The sequence below is a fragment of the Murimonas intestini genome, assembly GCF_024622195.1.
Taxonomy (GTDB): domain Bacteria; phylum Bacillota; class Clostridia; order Lachnospirales; family Lachnospiraceae; genus Murimonas; species Murimonas intestini.
In genome coordinates this window covers 77,231-100,447 of the sequence record NZ_JANKBI010000004.1, presented here as the reverse complement: position 1 = coordinate 100,447, position 23,217 = coordinate 77,231, and the positions used below count along the sequence as shown (strand labels likewise).

The window sequence follows — 23,217 nt, the reverse complement described above, 5'->3', positions numbered from 1 at the left end:
TTATGATATCAGTAGCCCCGGTGGCAGGTCCGGAACCGCTTGTGCCGGAAGAGCTGGCGGAGGACGTGGCAAAGTGTATTGATCTTGGGGCAGGCATCTGCCATCTCCACTGTAAGACGAGGGAGGGCGTTCTGACGCCTGATATCACCAATATGACCGAGGCCCTCGACATGATACGTGCAAAGCGGGATGTCGTTATCCAGGTATCAACAGGAGGAATCTCTGACATGGACATTGTGCAGCGCTGCAATCCCCTTGACTATAAGTGGGCCGAGAGCGGGTCACTCAATGGAGGCTCCACCAACCTGGGGGAAGCTGTCTATGTAAATTCCTTTGATGATATCCGCTATTGCGCGGGCCAATGTTATGAAAAGAATGTGATTCCGGAAATAGAAGTTTTTGATATCGGCATGATCAACAATATGAAACTTGTATTTGAGGAAGTGCCCTACAGGACCCCGGTATGGTTTAACCTGGTCTTCGGCCATAAGGGAGGGATGCAGCCCACCATAGAAGCGCTTGCCGCCTTCCGTTCATTTGTGCCCGAGGGATGTCTGTGGGGTGTGACGCATTTTGGAAGGGATAACTGGACCTTCCTTGCAGCTGCCATCGCCATGGGAGCGTCTCTTGTGAGGATCGGATTCGAAGACAGCCGCTTCTTGTCAAATGACAGGGATGCAGTATATAATTATGAACTGGTAGAGAAGCTTGTAAGACTGGTGAGAGAAATGGACCTGGAAGTGGCTTCTCCTGACGAAGTGCGCGAGATCATTTCATCTGTAAAGAAGATCAGATAGCGCGGAAGGCTTTGGGAGAAGGCCTGCTTCCCGGATATGAGGGAATGATGAAAAAGTGGGTTAAAAAAATGCGTGGTCTCAGCATCAGAAATCAAATATTCTGGTCAATGGCAGTCGTGTCGATCCTGACAACGGCTGTTCTTGGCGTTGTCATATTTATCCTGTCTAAAAAAACAATGGAGAATAATTACCAGAATCTGCACCTGAATAACCTTCAGGTCTCCAGCAATATCATAGATATCCAGCTAAAGCCCATGATCGAACAGTCCAGGGGGCTTTTGACAGATGAGAGTTTTGTGGATGTTATGGAGAATGAGACGAGCACTAATGCATATTTTTCCAGCTACAACAACCTGAAGCTGGAACGCATACTGGGCGAGATCGTGTCATATGAATCAGCTATCCAGTCAGCTCTGGTGGTGAACAGTAATGGAAACATGCGCTATTATACAAAGAACAGCAGGACTACGTCGAAAGTAAACCATTACTACAGAACGGACAATATCCTGGAAGAGGACTGGGTAGAGACAGCCGGGGAGGCACGGGGAAAGGAAGTCTTCTTCGGTTATAATGTGCTCTATGATGATGAGGCGAATGACTGCTTCTCCATGGTCAAGATGCTCATCAATCCGTACAGCCACAAGACTATGGGGTATCTTGTGCTGAATACCAGGAAGACTATGTTTGAGAAGGCATTTGGCACAAAAAATGAAGGATATGTCACTAACAGGTATATGATACTTGATGTGCAGAAGACGAAATGGGATGGGGAGGCCCCTGTCCCCCTTGTCTATTATAATGGCGCCCAGGAAGCGAAGGACGATATCCTTGAAGATTATACGGAAGACAGGGAGAACAGATATCTGTACAGCGCTTACCAGAATATAACTACAGGCTGGGAGATCATAAATGTAATTGAAAAGAGCGAACTGAGCCATGACAGCAGTTATATAGGATGGATCACGCTTTTGGCGGGTATCAGCCTGATAGCTTTCAGTTTCTATGTATCAGCTGCTATCTCAAGGAGGATCATCCATCCGCTGGATGCCCTGGAGAAGACTATTGAGGCAGTGGGTGAAGGAAATTATAAGATAGAGGCGGAGTTTGACGACAGTGAGATCGGTAAGATAGGAAATAAATTCAAGGGCATGGTGACAAATAATCTGGAGCTGCGCGAACGCCTGCTGAATACTGAGATCAAGGAGAGGGAGGCGGAGCTGCTGCTCCTCCAGTCCCAGATCAATCCACATTTCCTTTATAATACTCTGGATTCACTCTATTTTATGGCGGTCATCCACAATGCTGACGATATGGCGGAGATGGTCATGGCGCTGTCTGACACCTTTAAACTGAGCCTGAACCAGGGAAACAAGCTGATCTATGTTAAGGACGAGATAGCGAAGATAAAGGCTTATATGAAGATCCAGAACATGCGTTATCACGGGAGATTTGAATTTGTGCTGGACGTGGCTGAGGACATCATGGATCTGAAGATACTCAGCTTTATCCTTCAGCCTGTTGTGGAAAACTCCATGTACCACGGCCTGGAGGCAAAACGCGGAAACGGAAGGATAAGCGTGAAGGGATACAGGGACGGTGATTCTCTGCATTTCATCCTGAGCGACAATGGTGTGGGGATAAAGGATATGGCAGAGCTGGAGAAAGGCTACGGAGTACGCAATATCAGAGAGCGCATCAGGCTGTTTTATGGGGACGGATATACGGTAAACTTTACAAGTGAGGTGAATGTGGGAACAACGGCAACCTTTATTTTGCCGATAGTAAAGGAGGAGAAAGATGCACCGGTTAGTGGTAATTGATGATGAGTATATTGTAGTGGAGGGGATAAAGGCCATTATCCAGAGGGAGAAGCTCAACTGTGAGGTGGTGGGATTTGCTTATGACGGAATAGAGGCCCTGGAAGTGATACGCAGAGAGAGGCCCGACATTGTCATTACAGATATCAGGATACCTGGTCTGGACGGATTGTCCCTCATAGAGGAGGCGAAGGAATTCCTGCCGGATACCAGTTTTATTGTGATCAGCGGGTATACAGAGTTTGAATACGCCAGAAGGGCGCTGACGCTTGGGGTAAAGAGCTATATAGACAAGCCTGTGACCATAGAGAAGGTATCAGAAGTGATCTCTATGATCGATACGGAAAATGAGAGGAAGGAAGAGAAAGAAAAAGAGAGGGATGCTGCCAGGAAATACAGGACTGCCCTGGAAGGCAGGACAGAGCTTATGATCTGCAGCATACTGGATGAGAAGGCAGGGGAATTCGCGGATGCGGTGGAGGAGAACCTGCGTCTCATAGGAAGCTACGCTTCTGATATAGATGTATATAAGAAAGAAGCCTACAGGATGATCTGCGTAGCTGTGGAGGTCTTTGTGGACCAGAGGAGTGACAGGCGCATCCATGTCTCCTACTCTGAATTTGAGAAATGTGAGAATGAGGAGCAGATAGCAGGGTATATCAGAGAGCTGGTAAAGCAGATGACAGAGGTTCTGGAATCCAGAAAGACAGCCAGCAGCCACAGGATCATCAGCAGGCTTCTGGAGTATATTGACAGCCACTATAATGAGGATTTCGGACTAAATGAGCTGGCAGAGCAGGTAAGCCTGAATCCGGCGTATCTGAGCATCCTGTTTAAATCAGAGGTGGGCATGAGTTTTGTGAAGTATCTGACGGGGATGAGGATCGAGAAGGCCAAGGGCTATCTGCTGGACGGCCATAAGGTGGCGGAAGTGAGCGAGATGGTAGGCTATAATAACTACAGGTACTTCTGCGATATCTTCAAAAAGCATGTGGGAGTGACTCCGAGTGAATTTAAGGGGATGAAGAAATAAAGGAAAATGACGGCAAAATATGTACAGAATATATAAAATCTGTACATATTATTAAAAAATCCTGACTTTAAAATAAAAAAACCATGTGATATTATACATACATAAGAAAAACCTGCGCAGGTGATTCGTGAAAATGCTTAAAAACAACGTATAATTAGGGAGGAAACAAAATGAAGAAAAAGTTACTTGCTACAATGCTTTCTGCATCTATGATTATGACAATGGCAGCCGGATCAGTATCACTTGCAGCTGAAAATACTGAGGATCCTCAGTTAGAGAAAACAATCAAGATCCTTTCAATCTGGGCAGAGGACAATGACAATGGCGTGCTCATCAAATCTATCTGTGACCAGTATAAAGAGATCAATCCGAATTTCAACTATGAGTATGAGCTGGTATCAGCAGATAACTTAAAACAGAAGGTTGCTACACTGGCAGCTTCTAATGACCTTCCTGACATCTTCGTATATGAAGCAGGCAAGCCGATCGTGGAGCTGATCGAAGCAGACAAGATCGTGGACGTGGGAGCTGAATTAAAGACACTCGGTATCGAGGACAACCTGAATCCGTCAGCAGTAGCTCTTCTGAAGAACCTTTCCGGCACAGATACGATCTATGACCTTCCTCTTGGACATAACGTAGAAGGCTTCTGGTACAACAAGGCTCTCTTTGAGGAAGCAGGCGTGGAAGTTCCAAATACATGGGATGAATTCGAAGATGTACTTAAAACTCTGAGTGATAAAGGAATCCAGCCTCTTGCAGCAGGCGGATCTGACAAATGGGGCGTTACACGTCTGATCAATGCTTACGCAGTACGTACTATGGGAGCTGACGCTCTTTCAAAAGCAGACCAGGGTGAGGCAAGCTATACAGACGAAGGATATGTTGCAGCAGCTCAGAAGATCCAGGACTGGGCAACAGCAGGATACTTCGGAGAAGGCGTTACAACAGTTGATATGAATACAGCAGGCACAATGCTTATGTCCGGTGATGCAGCGATCTTCTACAACGGCAGCTGGTTCACATCTAACCTGAACAATGAATCTGAAAACCTGGCAGGAGCAGACGGAATCGGATTCTTCAATGTACCGGTAGTAGATGAGACAATCAGCCCGGCAGATGAGTACTCCATGAACTGCGGAAACATCCTCTGCTTCAGCAAAGACAAATATGACGAAGCAAGCAGCTATTTCCTGAAATATTTCGTAGAGAATATCGGAAATGAAGCTATGGAAAAACAGGGATCTTTAAAAGGATATACATATGATGTATCTGATGATTCTGTAAGCGGATATACAAAAGTTGTCCTGGATGAAATCGGAAAAGCACAGTCTGCATTCACATGGTGGGAAGCAACTATGAACAGTGAGACATCAACAGTTGCTCAGGAAAATGTACAGACATTATTAAATGGTGATATGACAGCTCTGGAATACATGGAGTCCATCCAGGACGCACATGATATGAGCGCTCTGTAAGAGAGCATACAGTAACTGAGATGAGGCACCGGGTGTTCCCCAAACATCCGGTGCCTTTCTTAAAGAAGAAGGAAGGTAGAGAGATGAAAAATGTACTAGCAAATAAAAAGGCGATCGCGCTTTTTGTTGTCCCGGCTCTTGTTCTCTATACAGCCATCGTTGCACTGCCGGTAGTATGGTCCCTGTATTATTCCCTGTATTCCGGTTCACCGGGACTGAAGTGGGAATTCTGCGGGCTGGACAATTATAAGATGCTTTTTAATGATAAAAACTTTAAAGCAGCCCTTATTGTAAATGTTAAATACATAGCCGTGGTTATGTTTGGCCAGGTGGGCCTGGGGCTTCTTCTGGCGCTGATGTTTAAGTTCTGGCTGAAGAAATTTAAAACAATCGTCAGGACACTTGTATTCTTCCCGGTAGTATTGCCGACAGTGGCAGTAGGACAGCTGTTTGCAAAGATTTATGAGATCCAGCCAAACTATGGCCTGTTAAACAGCCTTCTGGATGGTATCGGACTTAAAAGCCTGGTACAGCCCTGGATCGGTCAGGCGTCCACAGCGCTTGGCTCCCTGTGCGTGATGGATATCTGGGTAGCTATGGGCTTTTATTCTGTTATCTTCTACGGTGCGCTGCTGGATATCTCAGAGGATGTTGTGGAGGCAGCCAGGATAGACGGGGCACACGGCTTCAGCCTGTTCCGCTATGTATTAGCGCCGCTGCTGAGACCTGTCATCATCACCTCGCTTGTATTCAGCTTCTCAGGTACAGTGAAGATGTTTGAGTCAGCCCTGGCGCTCACAAACGGCGGGCCTGGAAATGCCACCAAGTCACTATCCATGTACATGTATAATGTTTCCTTCTCCTACAGCAAGGTGGGGTACGGCAGTGTTATTGCCATTGTCATATTCCTGATCTGTGTCATTGGAGCGACAATCATAGGCAAGTTTGACAAGAAAGATTAAGGAGGCGTGAAAATGAAGAAGAAGTTTAAAGTAAGTTCTGTACTGATTAAAGTATTTATCCTGTTATTAGTGATCGTAGAAGTTTACCCCCTCTTCTGGATGCTCACAGCTTCCTTTAAGCAGGGGTTTGAGTGGAGCAGCAAGCCTGCTTACGCGCTCAATGAGGGATTTTATGTCCAGAACTATATTGATGCATGGACAAGGGGACATATGTCCACTTTCTTTAAGAACAGTTTGATCAATACCCTGGTATCTCTTGTGTTTATCGTGATCTTTGCAGTGACAGTGGGATTCGCGGTGACTAAGATGGACTGGAAGTGGAAAGACAGGGTGGCAAAATATTTCCAGCTGGGAATCATGGTGCCTGTAGCCATTGCCCTGATACCTCTGTTCCAGATCTACAATAATGTGGGGCTGATCAATACAAGAGCAAGCCTTATCCTGGCCTACATAGCATTCGGACTGTCACTGTCCATATACCTGGTGACAGGCTATCTGAGATCTCTGCCGGATGAGATCATGGAGGCGTCAGTTATCGACGGCTGCGGTATCTATAAGATGATGTGGCACGTGGTTGTGCCTCTGATGAAGAACGCGATCGTGACAGTACTCGTCCTTCAGTTCTTCTTTAAATGGAACGACCTGCTCTTCTCAATGACATTTATCAATGACACATCCCTGAAGACAGTACAGACAGGTCTGCTCTATTTCCAGAATGAGTTTGGGGCAAAGAACTGGGGAGCTATCTTCGCATCAGTATCAATGAGCGTTATGCCTATGCTTGTCATCTATATGTTCCTGAATAAAACAGTTATGGAAGGTATGGCAGCAGGGGCTGTTAAGGGCTAACACAATGGAGGGCAGTATCAAGATGGAAAAAGCTTTGCTGGAAGAATACAGAAAAAGGATATACGGCTATATAGAAGAGAACGTTGACACAGTACTGAAAAAGCCGGTGGGATTCATCCATTATCCCTTCATTGACCCGGGTTCCGTATATGATGGAAATGTGTGGGACTGGGACACCTTCTGGTCAGTTTACGGTCTGCTGAATCTGGCTAAGAAGTTAAAGGGCGGTGCGCTTGAGGATAAGATCATAGAGCACGCCAAGGGAAATGTGAGGAATTTTATGGACCACCAGCTCCCTGACGGTTATATCCCCATGATGATAGAGCTGGGGAAATGGCCTGAACCATATCTGAATATGAAGCATAAGGAAGGGATACTCATGAATATGCACAAGCCCTTCCTGTGCCAGCAGATCTGCCTTATCTCAGACTACTGCAAAGACTATGGATGGGCAGCGGGGTATATAGGCCAGCTGGAGAAATATTTCGAGTGCTATGACAAGAATTACTATTTTGAAAATCCGCAGCTCTATGTGTGGTGCGATGACATCATGATAGGGATGGATAATGACCCGGCTTCCTTTGGGCGGCCGAAATTCTCCACAGCCAATATTTTCCTGAACAGCTTCATGACGGAGGAGCTTAAATGCATGGCCAGGATCCTGGAGGCAGTGAACCAGGACCATGACAGGGCAGTCTGGTACAAGGAGAAGGCGGCAAGACTTGAGAAGGCCATACAGAGGGAATGCTATGACAAGCGTGATAAATTCTTTTATTCTGTAGATGTTGACATCAAGACTAGAAAATTCGACTGGTTCCATGAAGGGCTGGGCGTGTTCTGGAAGACACTTCCCATCAAGATACGCACATGGTCCGGCTTTCTTCCAATGTGGGCGGGATTTGCCACAGAGGAGCAGGCAGCGGAGCTGGTAAAACACTTTGAGGATGAGAGTACATTCTCCTCCCCCTGGGGGATCACCACTCTGGCAAAGGATGAGAAGATGTTTGACCTCTCAGTGACAAATAATCCCTCCAACTGGCTTGGGCCTGTATGGCTGGTAGCCAACTACATTGTTTTCAGGGGACTGCTCAACTACGGCTACAGGGAAGAGGCGGCCAGGATATGCGGGCAGAGCCTGAAGCTGCTGGGACAGGACCTGGAAAAGACAGGAAGTATGCATGAGTATTACAATCCGTTTTCAGGAGAGCCGATCATGAACGGGGGATTCATAAACTGGAATATACTTGCCCTGAACATGGCGGATGAACTGGAAGCACAGAAATAAGAAGGAGACTTAAGAATGAAAGCAGCACTTGTATATACAAGCACGACTCCGGAGCTTATAGAACTGCTGGAGTCTGAGGTCAGGAAAAATCTGGGCGAAGACGCAGAGATCCTGAGTTATCAGAATCCCGATATCCTGGCAAAGGCCAGGGAAGCGGGATATGTGACAACAGAGGCGGCCGCGCTTCTGGCGGAGCTTTTTGTGCAGGCTATGAAGGACGGGGCTGACGCTATACTGAATGTGTGCTCCTCTGTGGGCGAGGCAGCTGATTCTATGCAGGATTTTGCCAGGTATGCAGGCGTGCCCATCGTCCGCATCGATGAGGAAATGTGCAGGGACGCAGTGCGTAGGGGCAGGAGGATAGGCCTCATGGCCACGCTCCCCACAACACTGGAGCCTACAAAGAACACTGTAAAACGTGTCAGCAGGGAGCTTGGACGCCATGTGGAGATAGTGGACTGCCTTGTGGAAGGGGCTTTCGGCCTTGACCAGGAAAAGTTTAAAGAGCTTATGGTATCATATGCGGGAAAGATAGCGGAAGATGTGGATGTCATCCTGCTCTGCCAGGGGTCAATGGCTTACTGCGAGGAACTGATATCACAGACATATGGAAAAACTGTTGTCTCAAGCCCCAGATACGGGGCTGCAGAGCTGAAGAAAGCATTGGAGAATAAAGGATGTTAACAGATACCACGAGATCAAAATACGCGAAAGCCGCCCAGCTGCCCTGGAATGCGGTCAGATGGACAGCAGGCTTCTGGGCGGATTGTGAGAAGATGTGTGCACAGGGCATGGTTCCCCAGCTGAAGCACATGTTTGACAGTAAGGATATCAGCCATGTGGTTGAGAACTTTAAAATCTGTGCAGGGGAGGCAGAAGGAGATTTTGACGGCACCGTATTCGGTGACGGAGATTTCTATAAATGGATGGAGTCTGCCATCTATACGGCAGCCAGAAATAAGGATGAGTCCCTGCAAAAAGAGATAGACAGCTACATTGAGCTGATCGGGAAGGCACAGCAGGAGGACGGTTATCTGTCCACTAAGCAGATCATTGGAGAGCGCAGCGCAAACGGGATCTCCAGGATGGGTGATGTGAACGATTTTGAGGTGTATAATTTCGGGCATATGTTTACTGCAGCCTGCCTTCATAAGCGAGTTACAGGCAAAGATAATTTCCTGAATATAGCTGTAAGGACAGCTGATTACCTGAAGAATCTGTATGAAGAGGCAGCCAGGACAGGTGAAGTGCAGACAGCAGTCTGCCCGTCGCATTACATGGGGCTGGTAGAGATGTACCGCACTACGAATGACAGGAAGTACCTGGAGCTTGCCAGAATGGCCATCGAACTGAGAGATTCCGTCAAGGACGGGACAGATGACAACCAGGACAGGCTGCCGTTAAAGAAGCATGAGAAGATCGTGGGCCATGCTGTCCGCGCCAATTATCTGTATGCAGGCGTGGCTGACCTGCTGTCTGAGGAATGGGATGAGGAGTATGACGCAGTCCTGGATAAGATGTGGGACAGCTTAAATGCCCATAAGATCTATATAACAGGAGGCTGCGGCGCCCTCTATAACGGAGTGTCCCCATATGGGAATTTCTTCGTTGACCAGAAGATCCACCAGGCATACGGCTACGAGTATCAGCTGCCGAATATTACGGCTTACAATGAAACGTGCGCATCCATAGGCCTTGTCATGTGGGCCCTCAGGATGTTCAACATCAAGCGGGAAGCTAAATATTTTGACATGATCGAGAGGGCCATGCTCAATGTAAATATGGCAGCCGTCAGCCTGGACGGAAAGCGTTATTTCTATGAAAATATGCTGCGCCGTGCTAAGAAGCTGGAATATGAGATGATATGGCCGCTGACAAGGAGCGAATATATCCTGAGCTACTGCTGTCCGCCAAATCTCTCCCGTCTGCTCTCCCAGGCAAGTGAATATGCATACAGTGTGTCTGAGGATGCAGTGTGGCTGGGAATGTACGGTGCAAGTGAGGCGCAGATTGAGCTGAAAAACGGAGCTAAGTTCACCCTGAAGCAGTCTACGGGATACCCCTATGACGGCAGGATCGTGCTGGAGATCACTGATGTTGAGAAGGACGTCCCGTCAGGGTTCTGTGTGAGGATACCGGGATGGGCAGAAAAAGGCAGGATCGTGCTGCCTGACGGCTCCGAAAAGCAGATTTTAGGAGAAGATGCCTGTACATATTACAGAGTGGATGCAGAGAAGCTGGAAGGCACACGGATCGAGATCATATTTGACATGCCGGCCAGGTATACTGCCGCCAATCCCATGGTAGAGGAAGACAGCTGCCAGGTAGCAGTGGAGAGGGGGCCTCTTGTCTACTGTATGGAGACACCGGACGTGGATGTGGAGACAATGGATGACCTGCTCTTTGCCAGCAATGCAGTCTTTGAACCAGAACCCTTCGAAATACAGGGAAGGTCCATGACGGCTTTAAAAGGAAAGGCGCTGTGCCAGAACAGAGAAGGCTATGACAGAAATGCCCTCTATCAGAAATTCAGGTTTAGTGGCGTGCGGGAAGTGGATGTCAGGCTGATCCCATATTTCGCCTGGGACAACAGAGGCATGGGCGAAATGAGGATATGGATGCCCGTCATGTATGTAGAATAAGAATGCTTGTAAATGTTTTGCCTATTTGTTATAATAGAGCTCATGAATGGCATTTTCGGTTAAAATGCCGTGGAGAATGCAGATTACTGTTTAGCAAATAAGGAGGAAGAATATGAGCATCGAATTTGACAAGTCTTTGGAAACAGGTAATGAACTGATTGATACAGAACATAAAGAATTGATTGCAAGGGTAAATAAGCTGACGGATGCATGCGCGGCCGGCAAGGAAAAGAATATCGCAGTCCAGACTTTGGATTTCCTCATGGATTATACAGAATACCACTTTAGAGATGAGGAAAAGCTTCAGGAAGAGAACGGATATCCACTTCTGGAATCACACAAAGTACAGCATGGCAGATTTGTCAGGGCTGTAGAAGAATTAAAGGAAATGCTGGAGGAGGAAGAAGGCCCCAGTGATGCTTTTGTGGCAGCTGTCAAGAAAAATGTCGTAGACTGGCTGCTGAACCATATCCAGGTATGGGACAAACAGGTAGCACAGTTTATCAGGGAAAATTAAAGATATTTACAAATGACTCTTGGTGTCCTGCGGGGGACGCCGGGGTCATTTTTGCCATTTACAGGTTTCCAGACTCATACAGAAAGGGGAATGACTGCCAAAATAGCGGCAGTATACAATAAGAATGAAGACATTAGAACTGAGAAAAGGATTTTACTGGGCAGGGATAGCAGACCATGACCTGCGGGTGTTTGACATTATTATGTACACGGAATTCGGTACAACATATAATTCATATGTGATGAAAGCAGGAGACAAGGTAGTGCTTTTTGAGACTGCCAAAGTTAAATTTTTTGATGATTATATTGCTAAATTAAAAGAGCTTATAGATGTGGCAAAGATCGACTATCTTGTAGTCAGCCATACAGAGCCGGATCATGCCGGAAGCGTTGAGAAGCTGCTGGAATACAGCCCTCAGATGAAGATCATAGCTACAGGCTGTGCAATTAATTTCCTGAAAGAGATCGTCAATGGGGATTTCTGCAGCATAGCTGTCAGGGACAACCAGAGGATGCAGATCGGGGATAAAAACCTGAGGTTCTTTTTCGTGCCGAACCTGCACTGGCCGGATACGATGTATACTTATATTGAGGAGGAGCAGATCCTGGTCACATGTGATTCTTTCGGATCACATTATGCCTTTGACGATGTCCTTGTAAGTAAGGTGACAGACCATGAAGGCTACATGAGGGCAACAAAATATTATTTCGACTGTATCATCGGGCCGTTTAAGCCCTTTATGCTGAAAGCTTTGGACCGTATCAGGGATATTGATATTTCTATGATCTGCACCGGACACGGTCCTGTGCTGGATGAGAAGATAGATTTTATTATGAATACTTACCGGGAATGGTGCACAGTAGTCAACCCGAATCCCAGGAAGACCGTGATCATCCCTTACGTCAGCGCCTACGGCTACACAAAGAGCCTGGCGGAGAAAATAGCAGAGGGCATCAGGGACAGCGGCGATGTGGACGTGCGTTCATATGACCTGGTAGAAGCAGATCAGGCAGTGGTATTGGAGGAGCTGGGATTTGCCGACGGCATCCTGTTCGGGACGCCAACTATTGTAGGTGAAGCCCTGAAACCCATCTGGGACCTGACTACATCTATATTTGCCGGAACCCACGGCGGGAAGCTGGCAAGTGCCTTTGGAAGCTATGGATGGAGCGGGGAGGGCGTACCTCATATCATGGAGAGGCTGGAGCAGCTGAAGATGAAGGTTATGCCGCCTCTGAAAGTCCGGTTCAAACCAAGTGAGGCCCAGATGACAGATGCCTATGAATATGGATATAATTTTGGCTGCACTCTTCTGGAAAAAGAGAATCCAAAGAAAAAGACAGGGTCCAGGAAGCTGGTAAAGTGCCTTGTGTGCGGAGAGGTCTTTGATTCATCCCTGGATGTATGCCCTGTATGCGGAGTGGGAAAAGAGAATTTTATCCCGTGGGAGGAAGAAGAGAGCGGATACCGCAGGGATACGAACCAGGTGTACCTGATCCTGGGCAACGGGGCTGCAGGTATTTCTGCTGCGAAGGCTATACGGGAAAGAGACAAAACGGGATCTATAGTAATGGTTTCCAACGAGCCGTATCCTGCATATAACCGTCCTATGCTCACCAAATCCCTTGTGGCGGATCTGACTCCGGAGCAGGTGGCTATCGAGGAAGAGTCCTGGTATGAGGAGAATAAGATATACCAGATACTCGGCAGAACAGTTGTCTCTGTGGATGCGGCGCAGAAGGAAGTGAAGCTGGACGACGGAACTGTCCTCCAGTATGGCAGGCTGGTCTATGCCCTTGGCAGTGAATGCTTCATACCGCCGGTCACCGGACATGACAAACCGGAGGTGATCGCTATCCGCCGCCTTTCAGATACAGAAAAAATAGCTTCACTGCTTCCTGATATAAAGCAGGTGGCAGTTATAGGAGGCGGTGTCCTGGGGCTGGAGGCAGCCTGGGAGCTGAAGAAAGCTAAATGTGACGTGGCTGTACTGGAGGCAGCGCCCCAGCTCATGGGACGCCAGCTGGATGAGAGCGGCAGCAGTATGATAAAGGATATCTGTGAGTCACACGGGATCAGAGTGTATACCGGAGTCAATATACAGGAGATCGAGGGCGGTGAGCATGTGACAGGGGTGAGGCTCAGCGACGGAACGGTCTTCCCGGCCCAGATGGTGATCGTCTCAGCAGGCGTGAGGGCCAATGCCGCCCTGGCGGCGGATGCAGGCATTTCAGTGGAGCGTGCGGTGATAGTAGATGCTCAGATGAAGACAAACATAGAAGATATCTATGCCTGCGGTGACTGTGCCCAGTATGAGGGCGTCAATTATGCTATCTGGCCCCAGGCTGTGGAAGAGGGAAAGGTGGCAGGAGCCAATGCGGCGGGCGAAGAGCTTACTTATACAACAGTGCCGGCTGCTTTGACCTTCCACGGTATGAATACTGCGCTCTATGCCATAGGTGATACAGGCAAGAACCCATCTCTCATATATAAGACCCTGGAGATGAAAGACGGCAGCAAAAAGCAGTACCAGAAGTATTATTTCTTCAATAACAGACTCTGCGGAGTGATTTTGATCGGTGATATTTCCAGAATGGCGGCGCTTGCAGAAGCAGTGGAAAAGAAAATGACATTTAAAGAACTGAGCAGCGTGCTCTTCTGACATAGCGGGTAAAACAATCTGGCGGCGGCCCGGGAAGGGCCGCTGCCGTCATGAGGAGGGAAGTAAAATGAAAGACGGCAGGCAGTATCCCAGTCCGGAATATAAAACACTGTTCAACAGTATACCAGGCGGGGTACAGCAGTGTCTGAATGATGAATATTTTACCCTGATAGAAGTAAACCAGGGATTTATAGACATGTTTGGATTTGGATGGGATGAGATCGGAGAACGGTTTCAGTACCGTTTTATAGAAATGATACATCCTGATGACAGGCAGAGTGTTTTGGATGAAGTGTCAGAGCAGCTGAAGTCAGGTGAAAAGTCATCACAGAGCTACCGCGTCCTGTGCCGGGACGGGAGCTGTAAATGGGTGATGGACAATGCCCGGCTCATCAGCACAGATGGAGAAGAACAGCTCCTCTGTGTCATGATGGATGTGACAGAGACGAGAAATGCAAGAGAAGAGCTGCGCCTGTCATTAGAGCGCCACAGGATCATAATGGACCAGACAACTGACATTATTTTTGAGTGGAATATGCTGGCAGATACTATGATATATTCCGCAAACTGGGGAAAAAAATTTGGATATGAACCTGTGCACGAAAGGATCCTGGAAAGTCTTAAGCTGCGCTCTCATATCCATCCTGATGATCTGCACAGATTTCAGCAGCTCATAGCTGATGCAAGGAGCGGCAAGCCATACTCCACGGATGAGTTCAGGATACAGGATGCAAAGGGAAACTTTATCTGGTGCCGTATCCGTGCCACAGACCAGTATGATGCGTCCGGAAATCCGATCAAGGCCGTAGGTGTCATAACAGATATAGATAAAGAAAAGAGGCTGATAGATAATCTGAAGTACAGGGCAGAGAGAGACGCACTGACAGGGCTGTATAACAGGGAGGAGACTGTGACGCAGATCAGATGCCACCTCCAGGACAGGCCGGAGTGCTGCGGGGCCCTCTTCATGATCGATACTGATAATTTTAAACAGGTAAATGACAGCCAGGGGCATCTGTTTGGAGATGCCGTGCTGGCGGAACTCGCCTCGGGCATGAAAAGGCTGACACGCGGCAGTGATATTGTGGGACGCATAGGCGGGGATGAGTTTACTGTTTTCTTAAAAGATGTTCCTGACAGGAAACTGGCAAAGAGAAAGGCAGAGCTGTTTCTGGATATGTTCCGCCATCTCTTTGAGGATGAGAAGCAGAACATCGCCTTCAGCTGCAGTATAGGAGTTGCCATGTATCCGGAAGACGGCAGTGATTTTCAGTCCCTTTACCACTGTGCCGATCTCGCTTTATATCAGGCAAAGAGCAGGGGAAAGAATCAGTATGTCATCTATGAACCCGGCCAGTCAGTGCCTGTCCAGCAGTCAGCCTTCTCTTCACTGGGAGCGGCTATTGATTCGGATGAGAGGGGAACGGGTACAACGGGTGACCTGGCCAACTATGTATTTCAGATACTCTATGACACGAAAGATATAGACCAGGCAATTAATCTCATCCTGGAGATCGTGGGGAAGAGATTCGATGTCAGCAGGGCATATATATTTGAGAACAGTGATGATGGCAAATATTCCTATAATACATACGAGTGGTGTAATGCGGGGATAACTCCTGAGAAGGAAAATCTGCAGCAGATACCGTATGCTGATCTTGAAGGCTATGAAAACCTTTTTGGTGAAAATGCTATCTTCTACTGCCGTGATATACACGCGCTGGCGCCTTCACAGGTGGCACTTTTTGAAAGGCAGGGAATCAGATCCACACTGCAGTGCGCCATCAGAAGTGAGGATGAATCATTCAGGGGATTTGTGGGATTCGATGAATGTACAGGGACGAGACTGTGGACAAAGGATGAGATAGCTATCCTGTCACTTGTGTCCCAGCTGCTCACCACTTTCCTCCAGAAGAAGAGGGCAACTGACCGTGACCGTCAGCTGGCTGTTCAGCTGAACACTATACTGGATGTCCAGGATGCCTATATCTATGCGATCCGCAGGGATACTTATGAACTGCTCTATCTGAACCATAAGACGAAAGAGCTGGCTTTAAGTGCAAAGCCGGGGATGCCCTGTTACAAGGCATTTTTCAGAAAAGAAGAGCCATGTGAGAAATGTCCCCTCCGGCAGGGCGGTCCCAACGAGATCTATAATCCAATATATAATGTGTGGACAAAGGTACATGTTACTCCAATGCACTGGGGTGACAGTCCGGCGCTACTTCTGTCATGTTATGATATTACTGAATATAAAAAAATGGAAAAATAAACAGGCTGCCTGAGATCTTATCAGGCAGCCTGTTTTGCGAAATTGCGCAGATATATAATGTAATGATCTGCATTGAGTTAAATAAAATTTTCGGGCGCCTCATATGTTTTGTTAAATTCCAGGACGCGTATTACCTGCCGGCTGTCCGCCAGACCCTGTACATACAGCGCAGGATCTTCCGTATTTTCAGCAAACATGCCATAGTGGTTGGGGACTGCAGCGGCAGGACTCAGCATGCGGGTGAGGGTTACTGCCTCCCCCACATTCATATTGCCCAGCTTTCCGTTGATACAGACAAAAAGAATATCGATCCTGATGTCTTTTAATTCCCGTATGCTGCTTTCAAATTGAGGGGTAAACAGGGTATCTCCTGTGAAATAAAGAGTCAATCCCCCGTGGTTTATTATGTAGCCCACACTGTCATCAGTATGGTCTGCAAAGACAGCCCTGACCTTGAAATCACCAAAACTTCTCTCTTCGCCCCGGTCCAGGTTTATATATCTGGCAGCGGATATGCCCGCCTCTTCCAGTATTGGGAGGCCGCTTCCGGGACCTGCGAAGAGAACCTCTCTGCTCTTGATGCTTTTAACAGTATCCGGGTCCAGGTGGTCAATATGTGTATGTGTGTATAAAAGCACATCTGCAGTGATATCCTCAGGGTTGACTGGGGCTGTCACCATCCTTTTCAAGCCTTCTTCGCGCTCTACGATATCTGAGAGATATGGATCTAAAAGAATCGTAGTTGTACCGTCACTAAGTTCATATCCTGCCTGGCCAATCCAACGTATTTTCATGATGAAGCACCTCCGTATATAGTGTTTTGTGGTAATTATATCATGGGGGAGAACGAAAAGCCATATCCGCGTTTTTTTTGCTCTTTTTTCGTCCAGTTTTGCATAGAGAAAAAAATGCAGGGGGAGATTTGATATAATTTTGTGAATAGTAACTGAAAATATACCAACGACGAAAAGGGGGATTATGAAATGAAAAGAAAAATATTAATGGCAATGACAGCAATGCTCATGGCAGGTGTCCTGTTCTGCGGGGCAGATACAGATCTGCTTGCTGCCGGACCCGGGACAGGCTCTGAGACAGAAAATGCGGGGCCTGAAGCTTTAGGCTCAGAAGCAGTTGAACCGGAGGCTGAGGAAATCCCGGAAGATATTGAAATGCTTTGGGGAGTTTGGAGATATGTGTGGTATGAAAACCATGATTATGCCATTGAGGATGAAATTATATTAATGCCGGACGGAACAATTATTTTGCCGGATTTAGAAAAATCTGTTAAATTAGGCAATTATAAAATATCCGATAATAAATTTACAATCACAGATCTGAATGAAGAAACGGCCTCAGTGGCTGACAGTTTTACAGGTGAATTTCTGCCTGTTGAGAGCGGTGATCTTACTGCATATAAGCTGGATTCCTCCAATTCCAGATTTTGCCTGAATACAGATCAAGACAAAAAACTGATCATGACTGTAACTGTCACAGATACGGCAGATCCCCTTGCTCCCAAGTTAAATGAGTTTAGAACTGTTTTCATGAAAGAAAAGGTTCAGAGTGAGTTTCTGGAAGAACTGCTGCTGGGAAAGACGTGGGATATTGACGGTAAGGTTCTGACTATCACATCAGACGGCATGATGGATCTGGATAACGGATCAAGGACAGGTAAACTTGCTGTCATGCAAAATAATATTAAATTTCTTTGGGATGGAGGCGGCCGTATCAGCTATTCTGTAGAAAAAATAACAAAAGACAGTATTACACTGAGGAATGATGAGGATGCAGGACAGACAATTACTCTGACGCTGAACACTGAGGCTCCGGTCACTGAAACTGATACGAAATAACTGCGGGTATGGCCCGGCTGAAAAGGAGAGGATTATGAAACTTATGAAGAAAAACAGATTTGTTATTACGTTAACATTAATTTTGATTTTATTATGTATATCCGGATGCGGCAGAAAAGTAAAGGATGAGCAGGAGATACTAACGGATGTGCAAAATTATGAATCAGAAATAAACTTTGCGGACTTTAGTGAGACGGTAAAAATTGAAAAAAGACAGACAAATATGGATGACAAGGAAGATACGGTATATGTGACTATACGTGGTGAAAATGAGTATGCAATTCAATCATATTATTGCATTCTTTACTATAATTTTTATGACCAGGGCGGATGGATCCTTGATGACATGGAAGTAATCGATTTTTACGTGAAAGACTTAAGCACAAGGGATAATGAAGAGGTACTTGCCACTTTTAACAATGACCCGGATGCCTATGTGACGGGAACGTTTGATACAATTAATTTTACAAATGTTGAAGATGTAAATTTTGATGCTGAAACATTTTATTCCTATAAAAGGATATTCTTTGAGACGAGATGTGACAAAACATTAAAATATACCACAAAAAATACTTACGAATTAAATGAACTTTATAATCCGCAAACTGGCAAATGGGAGAATGAGTATTCCTATACCAGGATAGCAGCGCAAAGCCTTGATAATATGGATAATATAATCTGGCTTGGGACGCCTAATGAAAATGGGGTTTATTCTTATATGCAAATGCGGCCAGTTCCTGAAGGAATATACTATAACAGGGTGTCAACCCTCTATCTTTACAAAAGAGTATTTACCTCTGAAAATGAAGAAATCACAAATATTATGGGAGAAATGGATTCTGATGGCTATATTGTAGATGGAATACTTACTGAAATAGATCTGATCAATGGAACTGCTCAATATTGCCAAAACGGAAGAGAGGATGATTACCATATAGCCTATTTTGACTTTGATGCCGCAACTATTTATATTCCTGATTTTAACAGGACATATAGTATATATAATACAAATGGTGAACAGCCTCCTTTTGCGTACAAAGATTTTACAAGCGAGGAAGAGAAGCAGCTCGATTCAAGAAGGGCTCTTGATTTTGGTACACATTAAGACAGAAAATGAAAAATTGAAAATCCCGGATAATTTTTCTGTAATCTATTTGTATCAGAAGGGAGCACATATGGGAACAGTATATTTTATGGATACTATTTACAAGTATGATAATGGCATTATAAGGCACGATGAAAGAATAGGATACTGCAAATTCCGAAACGGAGGAGCAGAAGTCTATGGATATCGGGAAGGCGGGTCAAATATACTGGCAGATACAATTAGTGTCGGGTACGTAGAACAAAATGGTGAGTTATTGGATTCTCAAGGTTCTATGATTGCATATGTAGATTTCGAACGTCATGAAGTTTTAGAGAAGCGTGGATATGGAGGACGATTGGGATATTATTATCCAGATTCTTCAGATGATCAGCATGAAGGATTGCAGGCAGGCGCCGCTGTTTTACTTGGAATAGATGAACAGAAGAAAAAAAGAGAAAAAATTGGAAAAGAAGAAAGAGAATCTTATCGCCCGGTCAGAGAAGCATCTGATATTGATTCTACATTTCTAACAGTAATCTTTTTTGCATGTATAGCAGCAGTGGCGTTACTTTATAAATTTTTTGGTCCCTACATAAGAGAGTATTCATTTGAGATTATGATTGCCATCAATATAATAGTTGGTTTGTTAATGATCATAAGAAGCAAAAGTGGAATGAGGGAAAACATTGCAAGATTAATTATATTTTCTGTTTCTATTGCGCTGGGAGCATTTGCTCTTGCATATATACATGATTACTCTATTATTGAGGCTGGTGAAAAATGGATAAAATCGATAACAGACAGCTCTTTGCTTTCTCTCATAATATCCATGTCTCCTTTTGCAGCGGCATCATTAATTTGTGTAATAGCGCTCATTATTTCAGATGGAGATGATAAAGTCTTTCTTTACACGGTTACGGTTTTGCTGGCTAATGGCGCATTATATGCATTTAGCTCAGCATATATTTTTTTCACAAGCGAAACAATATTTGGAAAAACAATTGTATCTATACTGGTGTTTTTCTTTGCGGGTTTGATAATTTGTATAATGTATCTTCCATTTTGGCTGTACACATTGATTACAGACAAGAGTTTTTGAACGTTGCAAAAATCCGCCAAAATACTGGCCGTTACACCCTAAAACTGATATAATAAATAAAATGGAAAAACGACATAGTATTGAGGTGGATATATGCTGAGTGTGGCAGTGTGTGACAATGAGAAGATATTTTGCGACTATATGAAGTTATTGCTTGCAAAAACTGAGTATGTGCGGGAAACAGAATGCTATTCCAGTGTAACAGAATTGATAGAGGATATGTTGGAGGGATACCGGTTCCAGATTGTTTTTCTGGATATTGATCTGGAGGAAGAACGGGATGGGATTGATTATGCGGAAGAAATGTTCAGGATCGATCCCTCCATGAAAGTAATTTATGTAACAGGTTATAATGACCGCTATTCTCAGTTGATCTTTTTAAAGAAATCTAATCTGGCCGGATATCTGACAAAGCCTGTCAGCCAGGAATTACTTGTTAAGTATCTGCAAAAAACAGAGGAAGATATAAAAAGGGAAGAAGACGAAAAACTGGTCATATGCTCCGGAAGGAAGATCATTAATATTTTATATTCTGAAATCTACTTTATAGAGAGCCAGGGCCATAAAGTTATAATACATACAGAAAACAAAGAGTATACGGTGTATAAAAAGTTAAAAGAAATAATGGCGGGGCTTGGAGAAAGTTTTGTTCAGTGTCATAAAAGTTTTGCTGTTAATATGGATATGATAAAACGGATAGAATCAAAAACGATAATTTTAAAAGATGACACAGAAGTGGTAATCAGCAAAGCATATCTTTCTGCCGTAAAAGAGAGATATTTTTCTTACATGAGCCGCCTGATTTAAAATTGGCTGCAAAGATAAAGGAGTTTATATGTATACTGGTCTTCAGATTGGAATGTATCTGCTTAAAATTCTTGCTGTAGTTATTATTATAAAAGAAATGTATAGCGGTACAGATAAGGCGGAGAAAGAACTTCGCCTTAAAAATTCGTTGAAATATGTACAAATAACAGCCTGTGGTCTGGCAGAGTGTGCAGGCCGCTTTGTGTTTTATGGAGTTATAGAAAAATCTTATCTTCTTGCTTCAGGCACTGCGGCGGGTGAAACAAAGCTGCTCTGCTCATATCTGCCTTTCTATTTAATTATGGCTGCCGGGTGCGTGTTTTTGTATTTGTATAAACGTTATAAGAAGAAAGAAATAGTTAAAAATGCAGCGATTTATCCTGTATTTCTTGTGGGGCAGTTTTTAATCTGGCTTGGTTATATTCAGGGAGCAGGACAGCGGGCAGGGGAGTCAATTATGTTTTTTCATCTTGGCTTTCTGGCGGGTGCGGCTGCAGATGTTATTTTACTGTATATGGTATTTGAGAAAACCCGTAAGGACAGGCTGGAAAGAGAATTAAACAAGATGGAGGCGGCTCATGAACTAAAAAAGGAGCACTATGAAAATGTGACGCGTCTGCAGAGGGAAATGATATCTATAAAGCAGGAATTATCAGGCCAGCTCGACAGGCTCTGTTGGTTTATGGAGCAGCCGGACCAGCAGGAAATGGTGAAAAAGCAGCTGGAAGAAATGACACATCGTATTGAAAGCACCAGGATAACAAATTATACTCCTCTGCCGGTATTAAATGCGGTACTGGAGGAAAAGGCCCAGACGTGCAGAGAAAAGGGGATATCCCTGAAGACGGATATCCGGCTGGAGAAAGACCACGGTATTGACAAGGTCCATTTATGCAGTATTTTTTCTAATTTGCTGGACAACGCTGTTAATGCATGTGAGCTGCTTCCTGGGGAGACAGAAAAAGAAATATGGGTATATGCTGTGGTAATGCAGGACTATCTCTATATCAAAACAACGAACCCATGCGTAAATCAAAAAGTAAAAGCAAAAGTAAAAAGAAACTGGCATGGATACGGGATAAAAATCATGCAGGAAATATCCCGAAAATATAATGGCATTTATCAGGCGGATGTGAAGAATGGTGTGTACACTGCGCTTGTAACACTGCAGGTTGGGGAGAACAGCTGATGAATAGTACTGTGGTATTTTTAGCTCTTCATTTTGTTCAGATATTAACATATTATGGGTGCTTTGTATTGTCTCTTAATCTGAGATTCAGAAAAAAATATCCTTTGATTCTGGGTATTGGCGTAACTATAGCTCTGAGTATTTTGAAATGTTCGGATATAATAGCGGAACATGATGCGGCAGTCTTTTTGATCCAGGCCAACCAGCTGATCTTACTGATAAATGTTATAATATTATTTAAAGATTCTTTGAAATTAAAGCTTTTTTATTTTGTGCTTATGATAACCGCCAGTGCAGCCGCAGAATATTTAACGAGGGCGGCAGCAGTACTCAGAGGCGATAAAATTGTGTGGGATTTCACTGTCTGGCATCGGCCGGAACTGATTCCATACCATTATATGATGTGCTTCTTTTTTGTGCTGATGAATCTGGTGACAACTTATTTTTGGAATAAGAAGGTGCGTTATAAGAAGATTGTGGGAATAAATATTTATATTTTAGTCTCAATTAATTATGTATTTTTCATACTGGGTGCAGCCGTGATCGGAAGTTTACATATTTACGACAAAATTATTTATCAGCTGGGAATGATTATTTCCGGAGGCACCGGTATTTTATTATGTATATTGTGGAACTGGCAGGCGCAGAAAGAAGAGCTGCAGCGGGAAATTATGCGCGTAAGTTATTTGATGGAACAGGAGAAAGTGGAGTTTGACGATCTGGAGGAGCAGGTTGAATCCATGGCGCATCTGAGGCATGAATGGAATAATTGCCTTACTGTAGTTTACTATCTGCTGGATAATGAGGCGGACAGGGATGAGGCCCTTCAGGTACTGGATGAGCTAAAGAAAAAAATGTAACTGTGGAG

General features: G+C 45.1%; 19 protein-coding genes. 18 read left to right on the top strand and 1 reads right to left on the bottom strand.

Annotated features, from left to right (window positions below; genetic code table 11):
• Positions 1-2 precede the first annotated feature (2 nt).
• The 12 genes from NSB28_RS25090 (at position 3) to NSB28_RS08255 (ending at position 16,314) form a co-directional block, all read left to right on the top strand.
• A complete protein-coding gene (locus tag NSB28_RS25090) occupies positions 3-797 on the top strand; it encodes a beta-keto acid cleavage family enzyme (RefSeq protein ID WP_257497665.1) in 795 nt (264 codons plus the stop codon).
• 44 nt (positions 798-841) lie between these two features.
• The gene (locus tag NSB28_RS08305) at positions 842-2,617 is read left to right on the top strand and encodes a sensor histidine kinase (RefSeq protein ID WP_148410643.1); all 1,776 of its coding nucleotides are present in this window, start codon (positions 842-844) and stop codon (positions 2,615-2,617) included.
• Entirely contained in the window at positions 2,595-3,647 is a 1,053-nt protein-coding gene (locus tag NSB28_RS08300) for a response regulator (RefSeq protein ID WP_109626460.1), read from the top strand. The genes NSB28_RS08305 and NSB28_RS08300 overlap by 23 nt, the downstream gene beginning before the upstream one ends.
• 170 nt (positions 3,648-3,817) lie before the next feature.
• The gene (locus NSB28_RS08295) at positions 3,818-5,125 is read left to right on the top strand and encodes an ABC transporter substrate-binding protein (protein ID WP_109626459.1); all 1,308 of its coding nucleotides are present in this window, start codon (positions 3,818-3,820) and stop codon (positions 5,123-5,125) included.
• A gap of 83 nt (positions 5,126-5,208) precedes the next feature.
• On the top strand, positions 5,209-6,087 hold the full coding sequence (locus NSB28_RS08290) for a carbohydrate ABC transporter permease (protein ID WP_109626458.1): 879 nt from the start codon (positions 5,209-5,211) through the stop codon (positions 6,085-6,087).
• Positions 6,088-6,099: 12 nt separating this feature from the next.
• Positions 6,100-6,936, top strand: coding sequence for a carbohydrate ABC transporter permease (locus tag NSB28_RS08285; protein ID WP_109626457.1), 837 nt, complete (start codon positions 6,100-6,102; stop codon positions 6,934-6,936).
• 22 nt (positions 6,937-6,958) lie between these two features.
• On the top strand, positions 6,959-8,221 hold the full coding sequence (locus NSB28_RS08280; RefSeq protein ID WP_109626663.1) for an MGH1-like glycoside hydrolase domain-containing protein: 1,263 nt from the start codon (positions 6,959-6,961) through the stop codon (positions 8,219-8,221).
• Between the two features lie 15 nt (positions 8,222-8,236).
• Positions 8,237-8,905 (top strand): aspartate/glutamate racemase family protein, encoded by a 669-nt coding sequence (locus NSB28_RS08275; RefSeq protein WP_109626456.1) that lies wholly within the window; start codon positions 8,237-8,239, stop codon positions 8,903-8,905.
• A complete protein-coding gene (locus tag NSB28_RS08270; protein ID WP_109626455.1) occupies positions 8,899-10,863 on the top strand; it encodes a glycoside hydrolase family 127 protein in 1,965 nt (654 codons plus the stop codon). The genes NSB28_RS08275 and NSB28_RS08270 overlap by 7 nt, the downstream gene beginning before the upstream one ends.
• A 112-nt stretch (positions 10,864-10,975) precedes the next feature.
• The gene (locus NSB28_RS08265) at positions 10,976-11,380 is read left to right on the top strand and encodes a bacteriohemerythrin (protein WP_109626454.1); all 405 of its coding nucleotides are present in this window, start codon (positions 10,976-10,978) and stop codon (positions 11,378-11,380) included.
• A gap of 124 nt (positions 11,381-11,504) precedes the next feature.
• On the top strand, positions 11,505-14,042 hold the full coding sequence (locus tag NSB28_RS08260) for an FAD-dependent oxidoreductase (RefSeq protein ID WP_109626453.1): 2,538 nt from the start codon (positions 11,505-11,507) through the stop codon (positions 14,040-14,042).
• A 67-nt stretch (positions 14,043-14,109) separates the two neighbouring features.
• Positions 14,110-16,314 (top strand): diguanylate cyclase domain-containing protein, encoded by a 2,205-nt coding sequence (locus tag NSB28_RS08255; protein WP_109626452.1) that lies wholly within the window; start codon positions 14,110-14,112, stop codon positions 16,312-16,314.
• 77 nt (positions 16,315-16,391) lie between these two features.
• Here NSB28_RS08255 and NSB28_RS08250 read toward each other — a convergent pair whose 3' ends face one another.
• Entirely contained in the window at positions 16,392-17,108 is a 717-nt protein-coding gene (locus NSB28_RS08250) for an MBL fold metallo-hydrolase (RefSeq protein ID WP_109626451.1), read from the bottom strand.
• A 189-nt stretch (positions 17,109-17,297) separates the two neighbouring features.
• On the opposite strand from NSB28_RS08250, the gene NSB28_RS08245 reads away from it, so the two are divergent.
• From NSB28_RS08245 to NSB28_RS08220, 6 genes are all read left to right on the top strand, one after another.
• A complete protein-coding gene (locus NSB28_RS08245) occupies positions 17,298-18,167 on the top strand; it encodes a hypothetical protein (RefSeq protein WP_109626450.1) in 870 nt (289 codons plus the stop codon).
• 34 nt (positions 18,168-18,201) lie between these two features.
• Positions 18,202-19,272, top strand: coding sequence for a hypothetical protein (locus NSB28_RS08240; protein WP_109626449.1), 1,071 nt, complete (start codon positions 18,202-18,204; stop codon positions 19,270-19,272).
• Between the two features lie 70 nt (positions 19,273-19,342).
• Positions 19,343-20,353 (top strand): hypothetical protein, encoded by a 1,011-nt coding sequence (locus tag NSB28_RS08235; RefSeq protein ID WP_148410635.1) that lies wholly within the window; start codon positions 19,343-19,345, stop codon positions 20,351-20,353.
• A 93-nt stretch (positions 20,354-20,446) separates the two neighbouring features.
• Positions 20,447-21,160, top strand: a complete 714-nt coding sequence (locus tag NSB28_RS08230) for a LytR/AlgR family response regulator transcription factor (RefSeq protein WP_109626447.1) — start codon at positions 20,447-20,449, stop codon at positions 21,158-21,160.
• Positions 21,161-21,188: 28 nt separating this feature from the next.
• The gene (locus NSB28_RS08225) at positions 21,189-22,349 is read left to right on the top strand and encodes a sensor histidine kinase (protein WP_109626446.1); all 1,161 of its coding nucleotides are present in this window, start codon (positions 21,189-21,191) and stop codon (positions 22,347-22,349) included.
• Positions 22,349-23,209, top strand: a complete 861-nt coding sequence (locus NSB28_RS08220; protein WP_109626445.1) for a hypothetical protein — start codon at positions 22,349-22,351, stop codon at positions 23,207-23,209. Before NSB28_RS08225 ends, NSB28_RS08220 begins: the two co-directional genes overlap by 1 nt.
• The last annotated feature ends 8 nt before the right edge of the window (positions 23,210-23,217 follow it).